The 18435-nt window shown below is 71.1% G+C and carries 15 protein-coding genes and 1 pseudogene; all 16 read right to left on the bottom strand.

The genetic code is table 11. The features are described 5' to 3' along the window. Nucleotides 1-363, bottom strand: a pseudogene (locus tag ABZ896_RS30410) (ATP-dependent helicase); the annotation flags it as partial. A gap of 280 nt (nt 364-643) precedes the next feature. Then, entirely contained in the window at nt 644-3415 is a 2772-nt protein-coding gene (locus tag ABZ896_RS30415; RefSeq protein WP_360936110.1) for a Helicase associated domain protein, read from the bottom strand. 322 nt (nt 3416-3737) lie between these two features. Then, nucleotides 3738-4541 (bottom strand): endonuclease/exonuclease/phosphatase family protein, encoded by an 804-nt coding sequence (locus ABZ896_RS30420; protein ID WP_360936112.1) that lies wholly within the window; start codon nt 4539-4541, stop codon nt 3738-3740. Between the two features lie 124 nt (nt 4542-4665). Continuing rightward, nucleotides 4666-5529 (bottom strand): hypothetical protein, encoded by an 864-nt coding sequence (locus tag ABZ896_RS30425; RefSeq protein WP_360936114.1) that lies wholly within the window; start codon nt 5527-5529, stop codon nt 4666-4668. Between the two features lie 179 nt (nt 5530-5708). Beyond that, nucleotides 5709-7109 (bottom strand): GNAT family N-acetyltransferase, encoded by a 1401-nt coding sequence (locus tag ABZ896_RS30430; protein WP_360936116.1) that lies wholly within the window; start codon nt 7107-7109, stop codon nt 5709-5711. 93 nt (nt 7110-7202) lie between these two features. Further along, the gene (locus tag ABZ896_RS30435; protein WP_360936118.1) at nt 7203-7856 is read right to left on the bottom strand and encodes a 2'-5' RNA ligase family protein; all 654 of its coding nucleotides are present in this window, start codon (nt 7854-7856) and stop codon (nt 7203-7205) included. Then, nucleotides 7853-8509 (bottom strand): 2'-5' RNA ligase family protein, encoded by a 657-nt coding sequence (locus tag ABZ896_RS30440; protein ID WP_360936120.1) that lies wholly within the window; start codon nt 8507-8509, stop codon nt 7853-7855. The genes ABZ896_RS30435 and ABZ896_RS30440 overlap by 4 nt, the downstream gene beginning before the upstream one ends. Before the next feature lie 265 nt (nt 8510-8774). Further along, entirely contained in the window at nt 8775-9881 is a 1107-nt protein-coding gene (locus tag ABZ896_RS30445; protein WP_360936122.1) for an NUDIX hydrolase, read from the bottom strand. Nucleotides 9882-9883: 2 nt separating this feature from the next. After that, a complete protein-coding gene (locus ABZ896_RS30450; RefSeq protein ID WP_360936124.1) occupies nt 9884-11191 on the bottom strand; it encodes an MFS transporter in 1308 nt (435 codons plus the stop codon). Further along, nucleotides 11175-12245, bottom strand: coding sequence for an aminoglycoside phosphotransferase (locus ABZ896_RS30455; RefSeq protein ID WP_360936126.1), 1071 nt, complete (start codon nt 12243-12245; stop codon nt 11175-11177). The genes ABZ896_RS30450 and ABZ896_RS30455 overlap by 17 nt, the downstream gene beginning before the upstream one ends. After that, complete coding sequence (locus ABZ896_RS30460) at nt 12209-12802, bottom strand: AAA family ATPase (protein WP_360936128.1); 594 nt, start codon at nt 12800-12802, stop codon at nt 12209-12211. The genes ABZ896_RS30455 and ABZ896_RS30460 overlap by 37 nt, the downstream gene beginning before the upstream one ends. A gap of 119 nt (nt 12803-12921) precedes the next feature. Next, a complete protein-coding gene (locus ABZ896_RS30465; RefSeq protein WP_360936130.1) occupies nt 12922-13446 on the bottom strand; it encodes a GFA family protein in 525 nt (174 codons plus the stop codon). 58 nt (nt 13447-13504) lie between these two features. Then, nucleotides 13505-14572: a hypothetical protein gene (locus tag ABZ896_RS30470; RefSeq protein ID WP_360936132.1), complete on the bottom strand. Its 1068-nt coding sequence runs from the start codon at nt 14570-14572 to the stop codon at nt 13505-13507. A gap of 18 nt (nt 14573-14590) precedes the next feature. Continuing rightward, nucleotides 14591-15349 (bottom strand): PIG-L deacetylase family protein, encoded by a 759-nt coding sequence (locus tag ABZ896_RS30475; RefSeq protein ID WP_360936134.1) that lies wholly within the window; start codon nt 15347-15349, stop codon nt 14591-14593. Between the two features lie 88 nt (nt 15350-15437). Continuing rightward, entirely contained in the window at nt 15438-17747 is a 2310-nt protein-coding gene (fxlM, locus tag ABZ896_RS30480) for a methyltransferase, FxLD system (RefSeq protein ID WP_360936136.1), read from the bottom strand. 17 nt (nt 17748-17764) lie between these two features. Beyond that, the gene (locus ABZ896_RS30485) at nt 17765-18421 is read right to left on the bottom strand and encodes a M15 family metallopeptidase (RefSeq protein ID WP_360936138.1); all 657 of its coding nucleotides are present in this window, start codon (nt 18419-18421) and stop codon (nt 17765-17767) included. Nucleotides 18422-18435: the final 14 nt, after the last annotated feature.

Consider the following 18435-nt stretch of genomic DNA (forward strand, 5'->3'; position numbering starts at 1 on the left):
GCCCGTCGGCGTGACATCCAGGCGCATACGCCCGCGCGCCAGCAGCTGAAGCGCGAACAATGCGGCCGCACCCCAGAATTGGCAGCTCTCATCACCTACACCGTCGATACGGCAGCGGGCCAGGACTGCCACGGCCTCGTCCAGGGGCATCCACCAGTACGGGACCCGCGCCGAGCGGATCCCGTCACGCTGCGCCCGCACCACCGTGGTCTCCCGCTCACCGAGCACCGCACCCTCGGGCACCGTCAGCTTCTCGGGCGGCCCCATCGTCGCCGTCGGCCGCCAGAACACCATCCGGCCTTCCCGCGGCGGATCACCGGGATCGAACGCGGCCGCATAGTCGGTCAGGCGGAATCGGCCCACAGCCGACGAACTCCCTTCACCCACGCTGCCCTTCAGCTACAGCAACAAGGCAGCGGACACTCGCCAGTGTGCCGTCGTCCGGAGTGCTCCACGTTGATTGCGAATGAAGAGACCCGAATGAGTGACAGACGTGCTAGCCGACGGTGCGCCGGACCCAGGTGGGCCACGGGCTTGCTGGCCCCGGACCGTCGGCGGTCTGCGCGCGGGACAGCTGGTCCACGGATCACACCGCATGGAAGGACGGCAGCTGGCACGGCTGTCGAATGCGCATCGGACTCCCTCACCCTTCGCTGCGAGGGGACCGTGCCGGCCATCGCATGCCGATCTCGTCGAGTTCCTTGATGCGCGCCGCAGTAATCGTCCCCTTTTTGTAATCGGTGCGCTGACGGCTGATCCAGGACCCGAGCCGCAGTTCCTTCGGTGGATCGGTGACGTGCTTAGAAGGGATCTCCAGGTGATGATGAGCGCGGAAGAACTCACTGGCAGCAGTATAGTGATCACGCCATGATGTCTCCTTGACGTCCCATATCATTCCGAGCGCATCGAGCTCCGAGATACGGTCGTCTGTCAGTTTTCCGCTGGCTCGGCGTTCTCGCACCTTTGCGATCCAGGCTCCGAGTCTGAATTCTTCTCCATTGGAGTCGGTGAATGTATGGCGGGCCTGTATGTTCAGGTGGCCGAATTCCGCGTGGTACAAGCGAGCAACGGCAACACCCTGCTGCCACCCCCGTTCAAAGGCTCGGACCAGCTTCACACCCAGGCTTTCGAGTGCCGCAGTACGTTCAGCGCTGAGCCTGCCCGCTTCCATGTCGGCGCGCTGGCGGCTGAGCCATGCGCCGAGGTCGACGTCGCCGCCGGGCGCAGGGACGATGTGGCGTGTCGGCATATCAAGGTTGCCGTGGCTGGTGTGGTATGCCTGCGCGGCTTCGAAATGGCGGCGCCACGTTTCTTCGTGCGGCCTCCATATCATTCCCAGGGCGTCGAGTTCGGCGATCCTCTCCCGGAGCATCGTCTTGTACTGATCGCGCCTGCCCACCAGCCACATTCCCAGAGGGAATCCTTCGGAGCCGTCCTGCGTTTCTTCGACATAGTCGCGATGGACCCGAAGATGGCCATGTCGGCGGTGGTAGGTGCGGGCCGCTTCAAGGCCCTGTTTCCAGTCTTCCGCGAACACCGACCACACCATGTCCAGCTCGTCCAGCGCCTCACGCTGCCGATCGGACAGCTGCTTTTGCCGGCCCCGGAGGCCGTTGATCCAGGCGCCGAGGCGAATCGGGTCGGGCCCCGCGGTGACGTAACCATGGGGGACGCGCAGGTCCCCGTGCTCGGCACGGTACTTGGCCGCGGCTTCAAGGCGCCGTGCGAAGTTCTCGTCGAGGGCGTCCCAGACCATGCCGATCTCTTCGAGCTGGGCATGCCGGGCCGGCGACAGCCTGCCGGTGCTGTGGAGCTGGCGGACCCACTGGACCCACTGTCCCAGGGCCAGCCCGGATTCGGTGACGAAGTCTCTGCGGACTAGCAGGTCGCGGTGCTCGGCGGCGTAGTCGATGAGGGCCCCGACGTGCTCTTCCCACGAGGCGGTGGTGGAGCGGACCGCCTTCACCGTGATCGCCTCAGCGAACCGGTGGGGCACCGGTATGCCGTGGACCTGGAGCCACTGAGGGAGATCCGCAAGAGTCTCCCGGGACTGGTACCCCCTGCCCAGCTCACGGCGACGGGCTTCCAGCTCCGCACCGAGAGCTTCGTCATGGGCGGCCAGCGCGCTCACTACCTGCCACACAGGACTGTAGGCGGAGTCCTGCAGGGCGCTGACGGGGTCCTGCCCGGGTTCCATCAGGACCGGGACGAAGATGTAGGCGGTCTTGTCGTTCCTGCCGCCCAGCCGCAGTGCCCGGCCGACGGCCTGAACGGTGTCGATCGTGGATTTGCGGGCGTCGATGAAGGCCACGCCGTCAACGGCGGGCGCGTCATACCCCTCCGAGAGGACCCGCGCGTTGGAGATGACCACCCGGTCCAGGCTCTTGTCCGTCAGCTTCGCGAGCTCCGCGCGCCGTTGCGCCCGGGTCTGGGAACCGCGGACGTAGCCGGTCGTCAACGTGTCCGCCGGCCCGAGCAGAGCGTCGGCCGCGGGAAGGGTCTGGGCGAACCAGCGTGCATCGGCCACCAGACGGTGATAGGTGAGCATGCGCTGGACGTCGAACTCGCGTGCTGCCCGCAGAACCGCGACCTGACGTGCCAGCATGGGCGCGGATATCGCGGACGGTCCGAGCTGCAGGAAGGTGCTGCTGTCGCGTTCGGTGGCAAGGCGGTGCATCTCCTCGTCTGTGACGACGGAGACGATGACCCGGTAGTCGGCCAGGAGCCGGCGTTCCCGGGCTGCCGCGAAGCTCAGCCGGTGCCCGACGCGGCCGAAGATCCGTTCGTCGTCCATGCTGACGACCTCGGATGCCTGGCCCTCGCGCACGCTCACCAGGCGTGGCGTAGCCGTCATGTAGAGGCGTTTGAACGCGGGCACCAGCTCGTCGTCGTGCATGGCCGACCATTGCCGGTCCGCGAGTCCGACCGAGCGGTGAGCCTCGTCGACCACGATCAGCTTCCACGGCTGCACACCCCGGTACTGGTGCGCAGCAACCAGCTTCGGCAGGCTCTGATACGTGATGGCCACGGTGCTGCGGCCCCGCCTCGTGCGCAGCAGCTCGGCCAACTCGCCCGGGTCGGAGGTGACCTCGATCTGACGCGCGCTCAGTTCGTCGGCCGTGTCGCGGTCCGTGACCTCCCGGTCGCCGCACACCGCGATGATGCGGCCCAGCGCCTCGCGTCCGAGGGCCTCCAGCCAGGCTGCGAGCGTCTGGGCGATCAGATCGAGCGTGGGCACCACGATCAGTACCGGCTCGGACGGCGACACCAGCCGTGCTACTTCGGCTCCGACCCGGGTCTTCCCGGTGCCGCACGCCATGACGTTGGTGACGCGCCGCGCCGAGAGGAGTTCCTTCCTGAGGTCCTCCAACGCCTCGCGCTGGTGATCCCACAGGGGTGATGCTGCAATGGCCACGTTCGCTGTCTCTGCTTTCGATGTCTTAGGAGTAGGCGCCTTGCCGGCGCCGACCGTTGTGTTGTGGCGGGCCGGACCTCGGGCCTGGTGAAACCGAGATGAGCGGTGTTCCCGCCGCTGAGGAGCCGTAGGTGCTGTCGGTCCGCTTCCGGATGCCGCTGAGGATGTGTACGGACATCCGGCATCCCCACCAGGACCGGGGAGGTGTTCCTCCGGTGGGAGGGCGGTTCCGGGTGCACACCGGCAGGAGCGCCCGGAACCGGTCAACGGGGGAGGGACCGGCCGGCGTCATACCGCCCGTGCTCGGCGGCCCCCGCCGGGCTCAGGTGTACTCGCGGACGAGGGTGGTGTCGACCGCTTCGAGGTCGAGCTGCCAGCTGATGCCGTAGTGGTCGCTGGCGGAGCCCGGGTCCACTCGCTCGTACGACCGCAGCGCCGGAAGCAGGGCAGGGGTGACGTGCGCCTGGTCGACGCGCAGCAATCCGGCCTTGCCGGTCGCCTGCCGGTCCTGGAAGTGACCGCCCACGTCGGTGAACTGTCCGTCGCGGAACCTCTTGCCCACGATGCGGTTGCCGCGCCAGGGCTCGTCCTCACTGTCGCGCGGCAGGCACCGGGAGGTGCGGTTGTACGGCTGGACGGCCTCCCAGTCGATCTCCGGGTCCTCCAGCGGGCAGTGGTTGATGTCACCGGCCACGATTCCGATACCGCCGTACCGGTAGGCCCGCGCGATCAGCAACTGCGCCTCCGTCGCGGCGACTTCAGCCGAGTACGGGGTCAGGTGCGTGCTGATCGCGACCAGCGGAGTCGGGAGTGGCCGCTTGAGGCCCAAGGGAGTGAAGCGGGGGGCGCAGTAGCCGTGGTGCATGTCGGTGACGGAGTACTTGGTCTCCGTGTCCAGCCGTTCCAGGAGCGCCGGGTCCCAGGCGACCGCGGTGTTCAGGTTACGGGACGGCGCGACGACCAGGCTCAGGCCGAGCGCCTGCTCAGCGGCCTCGGCCTTGTCGGGGTCGGCCAGCCAGTCGACCTCCTGCAGGAACAGCAGGTGCGGTCGGACACGGCGGATGACCTTGAGCAGGCTATCCCAGCGTCCGTCCCGGTCTGCTCCGTACTGGGCGTTCTGGCTCATGACAGTCAGCATGGTTCTCCTCGTTGAGGTCGGGGCCGTAGGGCAATGCGCGTGACGTCCAGCACGGATTCCCGAACGCTCGGTCGGGCCCTCGGCCGTCGGCGGGGCGGCGCGGCGGTGCCGCTCATGCGGCCGCACGGTCGATGGCGGCGAACCGAAGGCAGACGAGCTCCTTGTCATCGGCCTGCTTGTAGCGGGGCCAGCGGCGCCCGTCGGGATCGGCCGCCTCGGTGTCGTGGATGGCGCGCACGACCTTGTCGGGTCCGTCCGTGAGACAGGCCCGGGCCATCTCGTCCCAGGTGGCGTACATCCCGTACTCCTCGACGGCGGCGCTGGCGCCGTCGGTCATCGCCAGGATGTCGGCGAGCTCGGCGAGGGGCCATGAGCGCACCACGGCGTGTTGGGCCGCCTCGGGTACGGCTTCGGCGACCCAGTACCCGCCCGGTACACCGTTGTTGAGGTGGCGCAACTGGTGGGCCCGGAGCTTCTGCAGCAGCGCCCGGTGCTCGGGCGCCTGGAAGCCGCGGCCTTCCTTGAGCCGGCTCTGGTACTCCGCACGCTCGGGGAGGCCGGCGACCAGCCGGGCGAGCCGGTCGTCACGCACCGCGTCGACCGCCCCGCCGATGGTGCGCGCGATCACCGGGGTGTCCGCCAGGACGAGGGCGTCGACCTGTTCGCCGTGGCGCCGCACGATAGCGACGGTGGCGGCGGGAGACTCCCCAGGGACCAGACCGTGTGCACCGGTGATCCAGCCGATGGCCTGCTCAAGGATCTGACGCAGGTCCGCCCCGGGGTCAGCGGCGAGCAGGGAGGCCACACGGTTGCCGAGGGTCTCGGCGTACCAGCCGCCGCGGGGCTCGTCGTCGGTGACGGTGGAGACGCCGTCCAAGACGATGACGGCTCCCGGGGCGCGGACGATGCGGTCCTCGCTGGGGCGGCCTACGCCGGCGAGCTCTCCGGTTGTCAAGGCGAAGCCGTTGTGATTCATGGGATGTCGTCTTTCATCGATGGAGGAGTGGTCGGGAAGGAACAACGCCGAAGGAACTGCCACGTGGACACGGCGCGCCCCGGCGTTCCGGGCGCGCGCCGAAGTGAGGGCCGCACCGCGGGGCGCCCGTGAACGTCATGTTCGGCGTGGGCGATTTGATGCGGGTCGGGCGGTGCTGGTCAGCCGCTGGTGATCTCCGCGCAGGTGGCGCGGATCTGCTGGTCGTGGTGCTGCCCGGTGCCCAGAAGCGAGGTGACCAGGGCGCTGGCCGTGAGCGTCTCCCGCGCAAGGGCGGCGGCCTCCTGTTCGCGGCCCGTTCGGTGCAAGAGGACCGCGAGGTCCGCCTGTGCCCTGAGCGTGTGCGGATGCTCGTAGCCCAGGGCTCGGGCGCGGGCGGCGGCCAGTTCGCCGGCGACCGCCAGGGCCTCGGCGTAGCGTTCCTGGTCCCGCAGGAGGCGCACCATCAGATGCTGTGCGGCCAGGGTGGTGCGGTGCCGGCTGCCGAGAACTCGGGTGAGGGCCTCGGCCACCGATCGCAGGACCTTGTCCGCGTCCGGTGCTGCGGTCCGTTGCAGAACCCAGGCCAGGCTCAGCCGCGCGGAGAGGGTCTCCTCGTGGGCGGGCGGCAGCCCGGCTTCGGCGCGGCGGACGGCCTCCCGGGCGAGGGTCTCGGCCTCCTCCCACCGTCCCTGTTCGCCGACGGCTTCGGCCAGGCGCGCCAGCGCCCCGATCGTCTCGGCCGCCGTAGGCCCGGCGAGGTCCTCGCAGCCCTCCAGGACCCTGCGCAGCCGGGCCTCGCCCTCGGCCCACCGTCCCCGCCCGTACGCGACCAGGGCGTGATCGTGCAGGACCTTCAGATACGGCAGGCCGCCTGCCGCACCGGACTGCTCCAGCGCACCCAGAACGTGCGCGAACAGGGCGTCGGCGCGTTCGAAGACCCCCTCACGCAGAGCGCGTTCGGCTCTGGCCCGCAGACACTCAAGGAACATCTCGGTCCCGTCCTCGATTCCGGAGGCCGTCGCGGCGGGGCCGCGGTCGCCGGCCGGCGTCACGTGGGGCAGGGGGAGGGGGAGCAGCAGGGTGCGGGTGAAGCCGGCCGCGCCGCGGCGGCGGTAGAAGCCGTGCGCGTCGTTGCCCTCGATGACGCTGACCCGCAAGACGCCGGCACCGTGGGAGCGGCAGTGGGCGTCGGCCGCCTCGATCAGCAGACGTCCCAGCCCGCGCCCCCGGGCCTCGCGGGCGACCACCAGGGTCTCCAGGACGCCGACGTGGTTGCCCAGCTTCCATGATCCGGCTGCCGGGACGATCCGGACGAAGGCGTAGCCGAGGAGCCGGTTCTGCTCACGGACGGTGAAGATCTTCGACAGCGCCTCTTCCCACCAGGCGAGGTATTCGGCGCGGCGGATCTGCCAGGACTCGTCCGCGGATCTCACCTCGCCGAGGTCGCCGAGATGGGGCGCGCTGGCCACATGGTGGGCCAGGAGCTCACCCCACAGCGGGGCGAGGTCGTCGATCGCCGTGGCCGGATGCTCGGCGAGCACGGCCTCGGTCGGGGGTATCGGTGGTGTTGACGGCGGCATGACGCGGTCGCTTTCCCTGTCGTGTCGGGATGGAGGTGGGCGAGCCGGGGCGCGACGAGCTGCCGCGCCCCGGATGTGGTCGGGCCTGGGCGGTCAGGAGTAGGAGGCGCCCAGCGGGATCACGCTGACGGGGTCCCAGGAGATCTCCCACGCACTCTTGCCGTTGCCGCGGGCGTGCTCGCGGAACTCGACCTCGACCAGGTGGACCCGGTCCACATGGACGGGAGCGTGGCTGGGACTGATCTTGCGCAGGGCGCTTTGCAGCGGGTCGCTGTCGGCGGTGTCCCAGCTGTAGCCGAGGGACATGTGGGGACGGCCGCCCTCGTGCTGGAGCACTGCCGGGCCGCGGGCTTCGACGAACGCGTCCTGGACGCTCCCCTTGAGGTCGATGAGCGGTTCGTCAGGTGTGAGGTCCAGCAGTGCGCCGGCTCGGTTGGCGATGGGGGAGCCGGCTTGCACCTGGAAGGGGGTCGTGTCGGTGAGGCGGTGGCGCAGGGCCTCGATGAGGTCCTGGCGCTCGGCGGCGGTGATGTTGTCCGCGGTGGTGTCCGCGACCATCTCCACGGTCGTGTGCAGCAGCCCGCCGTTCAGGAGGACGATCGGGTACGGGCGCATCGCCTGGTGGCAGGCCGAGGTGAGCTGCGCGAGCTGGTGGTCGACGGACAGGTCGGGCAGCAGGTAGGCGTGCAGGATCCGGGCGCCGTCCCGCCAGGGCCCGTTTTGGAACCGGGGTTCGAATTTCCTCATCCGCGGCCACCGCCGTCCACCCTGGTGACGCCCGCCGCATCACTGCCGCGGCGTATGCCGAGCGGCACTGCGGCGATCACCGTCCAGGTGTACTTGTCGCGCCAGGCCTGTTCCTGGTCGACGAGGACGGCCCGCGTCACCCGCACCCGGGGCCGGGGCGGGCGGAGCTTGGCCAGGGCCCGGGACAGGTCGTCGTGGTCCCACCGGGCGTTGCTGTAGGCCAGGCTGAGGTGGGGCCAGAACCGGTCGGGGGCCATCGGCATCGCCTCGGTGCCGACGATGCTCTCCGTCACCTGCCGCAGTGCCCAGAACAGTGCGGAGATCCCCTCTTCGGGGTAGATCGCCGGGACGACGCCGTTGTGGATGGCCTGCGCCGGTCCGATCTCGATCTCGAACGGCTCGATGCCGGCCAGCGCCGGGCGTGCGGCGTCGGCGACGGCGGCCGCCACATCGGGGGTCAGCGGGCCGATGGACTGCAGCGTCGCGTGCAGCCACTCGACCGGCACCGGACTCAACTCCGGATGCCGGTCCAGGAGTTCGGTGTGGGCGCGGACGTAGTCGTGCACGGCCGGCTGATCGTCGAACAAGAGGTGCCAGTGGGCGCGGCGTTGCCCCTCGGGCCAGTGGTGGGTCTCCCAGAAGTCACGCATCATGCCTCCACGAGGTCGGGCTGGATATCGACGAAGACCAGGAGGCGGTCGGATGCCTCCCGTAAGCGTTGCGGTCGGCGAGACGCCGTGGGGACGCGGCGCGCTCCTGAGCTGCGGGTTTGACGGTCCGAGCCCGGCGGCATGAAGCTGGCCCGCTTCCGGTGCGGCCGCAGGGCACTTCGGACCGGCACGAGGCGACAAGGGGCAGCAGCGCCGTCGCTGTTACCAATTCCCTGCGGGGCGAAGCACTCGAGGCTGGTCGGGCGGGTCACAGCCAGCCTCCGTCGCGGGGGAGTTCGGTGACCGGCTGGCGTCGGGCCGCGGGCAGCCCCAGCTGTTCCCGGGCGGCGTGCACCGCCGCAAGCTGTTCCCGCCCGCCCGGACCCCAGTCGAACAGCTCGGCGATCTGCTCGGGCGTGGCCAGCACACGGCTGTACGTCTGCCCGGTCGCCGGGTCGGATGCCACCGGGGCGCAGTGAGTGAAGGCCGCCGCCATCCGGACCCGGGCGCCGCAGCCGGGCTCGTCGTGCAGGTAGCCGACGGCGATTGGGGAGCCGATACGGATCTGTGCCTCTTCGGCTGCCTCCCGTGCCAGGACCGCCGCCGGGTCTTGATGGTCGGTGCTCTCCGGGCGGCCGCCGGGCAGACAGGCGGAACCGGTGTCCTCGCCGATCAGCACCAGAGCCCGGCCGTCCGGAGCGAAGATCCACCCCCAGCACTGGATGACGGTCAGCTCGGAGGGCACCGGACCGGTGCGCCACGGCCACAGCTGTGGCTTGCGGGGCGTCCGCAGGACCAGCAGTGCGTCGAGGACGCTGGGGGCGCTGGGATGTCCGTCTTCGAGGATGGCGGCGCCGCTGCCGTTGATCCGCGCGCGCAGCGCGGCCAGGGCGCGGCGGGCGTCCCCCGCCGTCATGTGCTCGCCCAGCAACGCCGGTTCCACCCAGTCAACGCCGGTGACTTCCCGGCCGGGAGGCTTCAGGGTACGGATCTGCCCGGTGCTGAGGGTTCCGCCGTCGAAGACGTAGATCAACTCTCCGGGGAAGTGCATGTCCGGGAGACCGGGTGCGGTCGGCGGAATCCAGTCCACCGCGAGGCAGTGCGTGAACGTTGAGGTGAGACCGAGCTCCTCGTGTACCTCGCGGCTGAGTGCGGCCGACGGAGCCTCGCCCGCCTCCATCCCGCCGCCGGGGAGCAGCTGGGTGTCGCTGTAGTCGAGCGACTCGAGCAGCACGCGCCCGCGCTCGTCGGTGAACAGTACGGACACCGCCGTCCACAGAGCCGCCCGGGACGCGCCGTAGGCGGCCGGCGGCATCACGGTGGTCGAGGCCGGGGCCGGATCGGGAAGGGCGGGGACAGTATCGGGGTCGTTCATGGTCACGCTCCGGTAGGAGTGGGCATGGCCCGAAGGCGACGGATGGGGGACAGCAGGAGCACGACGAACCCGCCGGACGTGGCAAGCGCCGCCACGCTCATCGACGGGAGCAGGCCGACCACGGAAACGAGCCCGCCCGCCGCGAGCGCGCTCAGGAAACGGGGCCCGAACGTCAGCCACGTGCCGATCGCGTGCTGCCGCCCCTGGAACCGGGCCTCGCACACGCCCTGACGCACCGAGCGCTGGGTCGAGCCGTGCGCGGTCGCCCCCAGGAACCGGGCGGTCACGCACCCGCCGATGACGACCTGCCAGCCCAGGCCCGGCCCGGCGAACAGCACCGGCACCAGCACCAGGGGCTGCAGGGCCAGCGCGCACAGCAGCAGCGGGCCCACCCCCCACCAGGTGCCGCGCGGCCGCGCCAGGCGCCGGCCCGCCAGCGCACCGACCACGCCGCCGACGCTCGCGCACCCCATCACCACCGCGAGGACCACCGGCGACCAGTGCAACTGCCGCACAACGTAGATGAGGAAGAGCACGTCCCACGCGGTGAGCGCGAGCGCGAGGGCGGTGTTCGCCTTCACCACCGGCCACAGCACCGGATGACGGATCACGTAGGCGAGCCCCTCGCGGATCTCGCCCAGCAGCGTGCTGCCCTCCGGCCGGGGCCGCGGCGGCGGCTCCGGCGTCCGGATCCGCGTCATGCACCAGGCACTGACGGCGTACGAGGCGACGTCGGCGAGGATCGCGCGGCTCGTGCCCAGCAGCGCGATCAGCCCGGACGCCAGGTAGCTGCCCGCGGCGTCCGTGAAGGAGAACAGGGCGCCCATCTTCGAGTTGGCGGCCGCCAGGCGCTCGCCTTTGGCGAGCGATGGCAGGTAGCTGATGCCGGCCGTGGACGAGAGGTCGTTGACGGCCGCGAGCAGCAAGCCGACGACGCACAGCAGCGGCAGCGACAAAAACCCCAGCCAGGCGCCGAGCGGCACCATCAGCAGCAGGACACCGCCCGCTGCCTTGCCCCAGGTCAGCAGGGCAAGCTTGCGGTGCCGGTCGACCACCGCGCCGCCGAACAGAGCCGTAACCGCGGGTGGGAACCGCTGAGCCGCATACAGCACGCTCATCTCGAACGGCGACGCCTTCAGCGTGATCAGCGCCAGGCTCGGCAGCGCGACCGAGGTGACCGCACCGCCCAGCACCCCGACCGCGAGCCCGTTGTTGTACAGCGCCAGATCCCGGCGCACCCGCTCCTCGGCCGCCGCCGGCGGAGAGGTCGCGGCGGTAGTGCGGGGCAGGGGCTCATCGGAGGCCGTCACGCAGCACCTCCTGCGCCTCGTCCAGCCGGTCCAGCAGCATCAGCGCGGCCTCGTGACGGGCCCGCGCATAAACCTCCAGCGACGCGGTCATCTCCTCGGGCGCGTCCAGGGGCTGCGCCAGCGGGTAGGTCGAGGCCAGCATCGACACACAGCCGACGACCACCACGGCGAGCAGGTCTTCCCACCGGACGCCGGGATGGACATCGCGGTAGGCGGCCAGGAGCCGGGACAGGCCCGACAGCCACGTCTCCCACCCGCGCAGCAGCGAGCGCGGGTCGCAGCCGATCCGGGCGATCTCCCAGGCGGTGTAACGGGCCCTCGGCGCCTGGAAGTCGACGACGCCGGCCACCCGCTCCCCGCGCAGCAGCACGTTCGGGGAGGCCAGATCCCCGTGCGGGATCTGCACCGTCAGCTCCGGCAAGGCCTCCAGAAGTTTCGCGAGTCGGCCGAAGGCGGCCAGCCGCTCCCGGCACGCTTCCACCGCCCATCTCTCGAACTCGCGGGACTCCTGCCTGCTGTCGTAGGCGGTGATCATGCGCTGGAAGCGTGCCTGGTTGCCCGGCAGATCGCAGACGCCGGCCCCCGGCTGCTGCACCGGCCGGGCGGCTGGGTGGCTGGCGAGAAGACGGTGCAGCTGGCCGACCACCGCACCGACGGCTGGCCAGCGTTCGCCCGTCAGAGCGCCCTCCGCAGTCTCCGCGTCGGGCACGTAGGTCCACAGCGACATCGCCACCCGACCACGGGCCTCGATGAGATCCCCTTCGCGCGTCCGCAGGACGGCCGGCACCAGGGCCCCACCCTCGCGCGCGAACTCGGCGAGTTCCACCGCCGGCAGCTCTCGTTCCAGCAGCTGATGGCCGGGGTAGACCTTGGCGAACCACAGGCAGCCGTCACGGTCGGCCACCCGGAAGTTGCGGGTGTTCGTCCCCGCCTGGATCTGCGCGACCTCCGCCGGCTGGATGCCGTACGCCATGCTCAGCGTTCCCGCGACCAGCGCGGCCAGTTCCTCGCTTCCCGTCACCGCGGTTCCCTCCCGGACACCGGCTCTGCGCATACGGTGGGTTCTCCTTGTCGAAGGTGGTCGAGGGCGGCGGTGAGCGTCTGCTCGCGGGTGAGCGTGCTGGTGTCGATGACATGACCGTGGGCGGGAGGCCAGGACCGGGCCGCGTTGAGGTAGTCGTCCGGGCGTCGCAGCCGGTAGGCGCGGATGTGCGAGGCGCGCCGCGGGTCCTCGCCCAGTGCCAGGGCCGAGGCGATCCGCTCGTGAAGCACGGCGGGTTCGGCATGCACCGCGAGGTGACAGGCGGCCGCGCAGGCGTCCAGCGCCGCCAGCATCCGCAGCGCCCGGTCTCGGCCCAGGACGTTCATCGGGACGATGACCGGACCGCCGGTGTAGGCGTACAGACCGGCGATGAAGGAGACGACGGTCGCTTCCCACGGCAGATAGTCCTGGTAGTCCGGCTGCTCGCACCGATGCCCGCGCAGCGCGGTGCGCAGCGCGCTGCCGATGCCCTCCGGGTCGCCTACCACCGCCCCGTCGAGCCGGGTGGCGAGAGCGGCGGCGAGCGTGCTCTTGCCCGCACCGAACGCACCGTTGACCCACACGATCACTTTCTGTCTCCCCCGCTCCTGAAGTTCTCTTCGCACAAGGGGGCCGCCGGGCCGGCCTGCGCCCCTCCGGGCGACAGGGCAGGGTGCCGCGGCCGCGGCGGCACCCGGCGGCCCGTTCGTTACGCGCCGTTGGCACTGGTGCCCGGCCCGTAGTCCAGCGACGGGACCGGCCCGAGGGCGACGGTCATCCAGAGCACGGCTTCGTCGCGGAAGGAGTGTCCGACCGGATCCGTCCCGCTGCGGTCGTCGAGGCTGAAACCGGTCACCATGATCATGTCCGAGCCGTCGGCAACGGAGATCAGGTGCGTTCCGCAGCGGGGGCAGAACCCACGGCGCAGCGTGGGCCAGGTCGCATACCAGGTGGGCTCGCCACCGGGGCCGGTCCAGGACAGGGTGTCCTTGCGGAAACCCACCCACAGGACCGCGGGGCCACCGGAGATACGGGTCTCGTGCTCGCAGGAACACAGGTGCGGGTCGTCCGGGATACCGGCCACCTCATAGGTGATGTCGCCGCACTGGCAGCGCCCCGTCCTCACCTCGGCGGGGAGTTGCGCCGTGGTGAGGACCAGTGCCGTACTTCCGGCCGGACCCCCCGTCGTGGTCGGGGCGGTCTTCGGGTCGGCGGGGCGGGATGAGCTGATCACCGATCTCCTCCGTCTCTTTCGTCTGCCGCATCATTGGCGGGCGTGGTGGGGACCGCGGTCATGGCGTGTCCGGGCCGGAGTTCTGGAGGGATATGCCGTAGCCGCGCAGCGTGTTGATGGCCATGACGGCGTAGCTGGCCGAGAGCGCTCCCCGGCCCAGGACGGCCCGGCGGATACCGTCGACCCGCCACCCGTAGGGCAGCCGTGCCAGCCGGGGCGCTTCTGCGGCGCCCCGCTCGCGCGCGTCCTCCCATCTGCTGCGGTCCCGCGTGCCGGGTGCCGGCGGCACCTCACCGGCGGCGGCGTGGGCCGAGGCGTCCCGGATCGCCGTGCCGAGGGCCACCGACTGCGGCGGCACGGCGCGGTGTTCGCCCAGGACGAGCGCCTGCCACGGCTCGGGAAGGAGCGCGAACAGCTCCCACAGCTCTGCCGCCTCCCCGCCGCCCGGCAGGCCAGCCGGCCCGTCCGAGGCCCAGAGCCCGGCCAGCTCCCGTGTATCGCGCGCGAAATGCCGCACCGCTTCGGCCCGGCCACGGCCCGCCGTACCCAGCCCGGTGACCTGGCTGATGGACCAGTACACGGCGGCCTGGTCCCACGGCCGCAGCTGCTCCCACATGCCTCGGGCCCGCAGTTCGTCCCAGGTCAACAAGACTGCATCGTGCGCCGCCGCCCACACGCTTTCCGGATCGTGGAGCGCGTCCTTGTCCAGGACGTCGAGCGCTTCGCCGATCCGCCCCGCGCGCGTCGCGTCCGTGGACGGCGTGCCGGTGAAGGCGAACGTGCACAGGCCGGGATGGCCGGCGAACAGGGCGCAGCCCGGGCGGCCGGCGTCCGCGCCGGCGTGCGGGCACGCTTCGTGCACCGTGTGGGACGGGTCGCCGCCGGCGGTCCAGTGTGCCCAGACCCCTCGTGTCTGCGGCGGGTGGAGCGGGCGGGCGATCGCGGCATGCCCGGTGTGCGCGTCGTGGCTGCTCAGTGCGCAGATCAGCGTGCGGTAGGCCAGACCGGCGACGCCGGGCAGGACCGCGTAGGCACGGCGCGATGCCGGCTCCAGGACCGGTATACGGGTGCCGCAGGCGGGCGGGACGGGGAACACGGTGGTGGTGCTCTCTTCTGGACTGGGCACGAGGAGTGGGTGCGCGGATCAGGGGGTGAGCGAGTGCTGAACGGCGGTGGCGGGCGTGGGGGTGAGGCGGGTGAAGTACTCAGTGGCCAGGATCCGGGCCCGTTCCGGCTCGTCGAGACGGGACAGCAGCGCGGGCAGCGCCCGCTCACCCTGGACCTGGCTGGCGTGCGAGGAGATCGCGGCCCATTTCTGATCCAGCCACGGCGTGACGTCCACGACGGCGGTCGCGTAGTCGTCCGGCACGCTCAGCAGCGTCTTTCCGACGCCGCTCAGCAGCGGTCCGAGACCGCCGATCCCGGAGTCCGGGTGGGTGGCCGCATACAGCGCGCTCGCCTGCCACGGCTCACCGGCCTCGGGGTGAAGCCCGCCGAGTCCGGCCGCCTGCACAGCGAGCACCGCCACCTGATGGGTGCGCCGGTGATCTGGATGGCCGGTGAGCTGGCCGAGCGCATCATGGGTCACGACAACGTCGGGACGAAACTGCCGGATGTGCGCGACGACCCGGGCCACCGCCTCGTCCACGTCTACGTCGCACCACCGGTCCTGGCCGGGCGCCGATGACGCGTTGCGGGCGTCGCGGTATCCGAGCAGGCGCGGCTCTCCCGCGCCCAGGACAGTTAGGGCCGCGGCGAGCTCGGCGGCCCGCGCACTGCCCGGGGACCAGGTCGCGGTGACGACCGCCGTGCGGGCGCCGCCAGCGGCGTGCCGCGCGAGCACCCCGCCGGCGAGCAGGCTCTCGTCGTCGGGGTGCGCGAAGACGCCGAGCACGGATGGCACCCCGGATACAGGCGGGGACGCGGAAGTTGTCACAGACGGGTACCTCTTCTCTCAGCGTTGGGGACGGGCGGTGGCCGGGTTGGGGGAGTCAGTCACGCTGATCGACCGCCGGGACCAGGACCTGGGCGGACGGGGTACGCCCAGGCCACTGGAAGACCAGGCGGGAGGAGGGCTTGTCGAGCACGTCGCCGGGTGGAAGTTCGCCGTCCGGGGTACCGGCCGGGTGAACCGTCAGGCCCGGATAGCCGGTGTGGCGCACGTGACGGTCCCACTCCCGTACACAGGCGGCGAAGCGCTCAGCCACGGCCTGTGCCGCTGGCCCGTAGGCGTGGATGAAGAACTCCCAGCGGGAGTCGGCGGGCGTGGCCCCCTTGTGGGTCTGGACGCTGGCCAGGTAGGCGAGGGAGCCGTCAGCGATCACCGCGGCGGCGTCCTGCTGCGCCACGAGCTTCGACGCCTTGGGGACGGTGAGGCGGCAGAAATCGGGCAAGGTGGTCGCGGCGTAGATCTGCAAGGTCTCGAAGCTGGTCTGGCCGGGAAGGACTACGCCGGTGCCCAGCTCGTGCCGCACGCCGTGCAGGGCGTCCTCGAGCCCGCTGGTGTCGCCGGGGGCACCGTCCGGCCACCGCACGCTCACCTCGCCGCCGGCCAGGTCGACGGCCGGGGCACAGCGGCCCGCGGCACCCCGGTCCCGTACGAAACCGCAGAACGTCCAGTGCTCCGCGTGCAGGGTATCCCCGTGCCGGGCCAGGGTGATCGAGCGGCTGTAGCCGCCGATCTCCAGTGGCACGACCAGCCGCGCTGCGTCGGCCAGTTGATCCCGCCAGGCCGGGGCGACATCGGTTGCGTTGTGGGTGATCACGATGCCGTCGAAGCCGCGCGCGGGAACATGGTCCGGCGCGCCGAGGCAGCCATCGCCCAGAACAGCGGTCACCCGGCCGCTGCCGGCTTCCGCGCACAGCCGCCTGGTGCGGTGCACCACGTACTCATCGAGGTCCACGGTGACCACGCGGCCGCGTGGGCCGAGGACATGGGCGACGAGTTCGGCGTTGTACCCGCCGGCACCGACCTCCAGCACGGTCATGCCCGGTTCCAGCCGCAGCTGTTCGATCATGTCGGCCTGCAGCCAGGCCGCCGACACGGAGCTGACCGCCGACTCGTCGGAGTCCCGCACCGTCACCACGGCGAGGTCGTCGTGGTAGGCCTTTTCCAGAGGGACTTCGGGAACGAACCTGTGCCTCGGGACCGCGCGCAGCGCGGCCTGGACTCGCGGGGATGGTGCCCAGCCCTTCCCGATCACCGTGTCCGCCATCCGCGTCCGTAGCCGGACGGCCTCGGCCGGCTCGCCAGGTACGGGCGAGACGACGTCGGTGCACGGATAGGAATGGATCGGCGGCAGCCCGGGCAGGACCCCGGGCCACACCGCGGCCAGTGCCTGCGCCGACGGCGCGAAGATCTTCCCGAGGCTGGCCAGGTCGTACAGGTTGTGCCACTCCCAGCGCACGAAACGGTGCGGCTCCGGCAGACCGAGTTCACCGCTCCAGCTGCTCACCCGGACCACGGCGGTGATGCGACGCACGTCCAGCCGGTCGTCATGGAGGACCGTCACCACGGCGGCGTCCTCCGCGCGCGCCATCAGCCCGGTCTCCTCCCGCAACTCCCGTACGGCCGCGTCCGGCGCGCCTTCGCCCGTCTCGATCCGTCCGCCCGCCAGCTCCCACATGCCGCGCGTCGATCGGCCCAGCAGGACCCTCCCGAAGGAGTCCGTGACGACCACCGCGGCGCCGAACACGGCCTGCGGATCGGGCCGCAGCTTCTCCTGGGCACTGTACGACCCGCCCTGGCCCCGCAGGAGAAGCACGGCCAGTCCCTCGGCGTCGAACCGCTCAACCTTGGTGAACCCGTCGGTGAGCGCGCCGAGTTCGTGCTCGTCCAGTGCGATGTGGCGCCGCTCTTCCGGAGTGTTCTCCGCGACGGGGGTGATGATGACGAGCGTCCCGTCCTCGCGCAGAAGGGCGGCCAGGCGGCGCAGGACCCGGGCTCGATCGCGGATGAACGCGACGGCCAGCCGGATGGCGATCAGGTCGTAGCCGCCGTCGAGGTCGGCCAGGTCGTCGTGCTCGATGTCCAGGCACAGCCAGCGCACACCGGCTGCGTCGGCGTGCTCCGTGCGGGCCCGCTCCAGGGCGCCTTCGGCGAAGTCGGCGGCGTCGACGGTGTAGCCGAGCGAGGCCAGATAGGCGGCCAGCGCACCGGTACCGCAGCAGACCTCGAGCGCCCGGCCGCTTTCCGGTGCCGGCAGGTGCTCGACGAGCAGGCCCTTCTCCTCCTCCCCCAGCTGACGGAAACCGCGGCCGCCGGCGTAGTGATCGGACCAGTCGGCCCGGGTGTATCCCACAGATCGCTCCTCGTACGTCAACGGCTGGTGGGCTTGCGCTGCTGCGGCAGTTCGACGGGCCCGTACACGGCGGCAGGCTGTCCGGTCTGCAGCGCCCAGTACCGGTCGCCGAAGCTCCAGTGCCAAAACTCGGTCGGGTAGTTGATCAGCCCTGCTGCGGACATCGCGGTCTTGAGCGTGTCCCGGTTCGTGCGGGCCCGGTCGCTGAGACCAGTGGCGTCGGTGTAACAGGCGCCGGCGCTCTCCTCGGGGCTGGCGTTGACGCGGGTGCCCATGTCCAGCTCGCGGCCCCGGTGGTCGACGAGCGTTACGTCGACAGCTGCGCCAGCAGAGTGCGGCGCGATCTCCGGAGGCGATACGAAGCGGCTCGCCCCCGCGCGGAGTTCGGCGGCGAGCCAGTTGGGGTGCGCACGGGCCAGCTCGCCGCAGTACTCCTCGAAGTAGCGTCGCTGCAGAGCCGGCGGCCGGTAGCCCTCCACGAACAGCAACTGCACACCGGTGGGCAGCAGCGACTGTGCATGCAGCAGCCGGGTGAGGACGCCCTGCCGCACCTGTGCGAAGGCGCTGGCCGCGTCGTGCTTGCGGCCATCGACCTTGAGACCATGGGCACGTACGTCGACCAGGGCCTCGCCGCGCTCTTGGAGAGGGATCGCGGCCACCCTCGGGTCGGACATCAGCACGATGCCAG

Origin of the sequence: Streptomyces sp. NPDC047072, from assembly GCF_040643855.1 — a bacterium.
GTDB lineage: Bacteria > Actinomycetota > Actinomycetes > Streptomycetales > Streptomycetaceae > Streptomyces.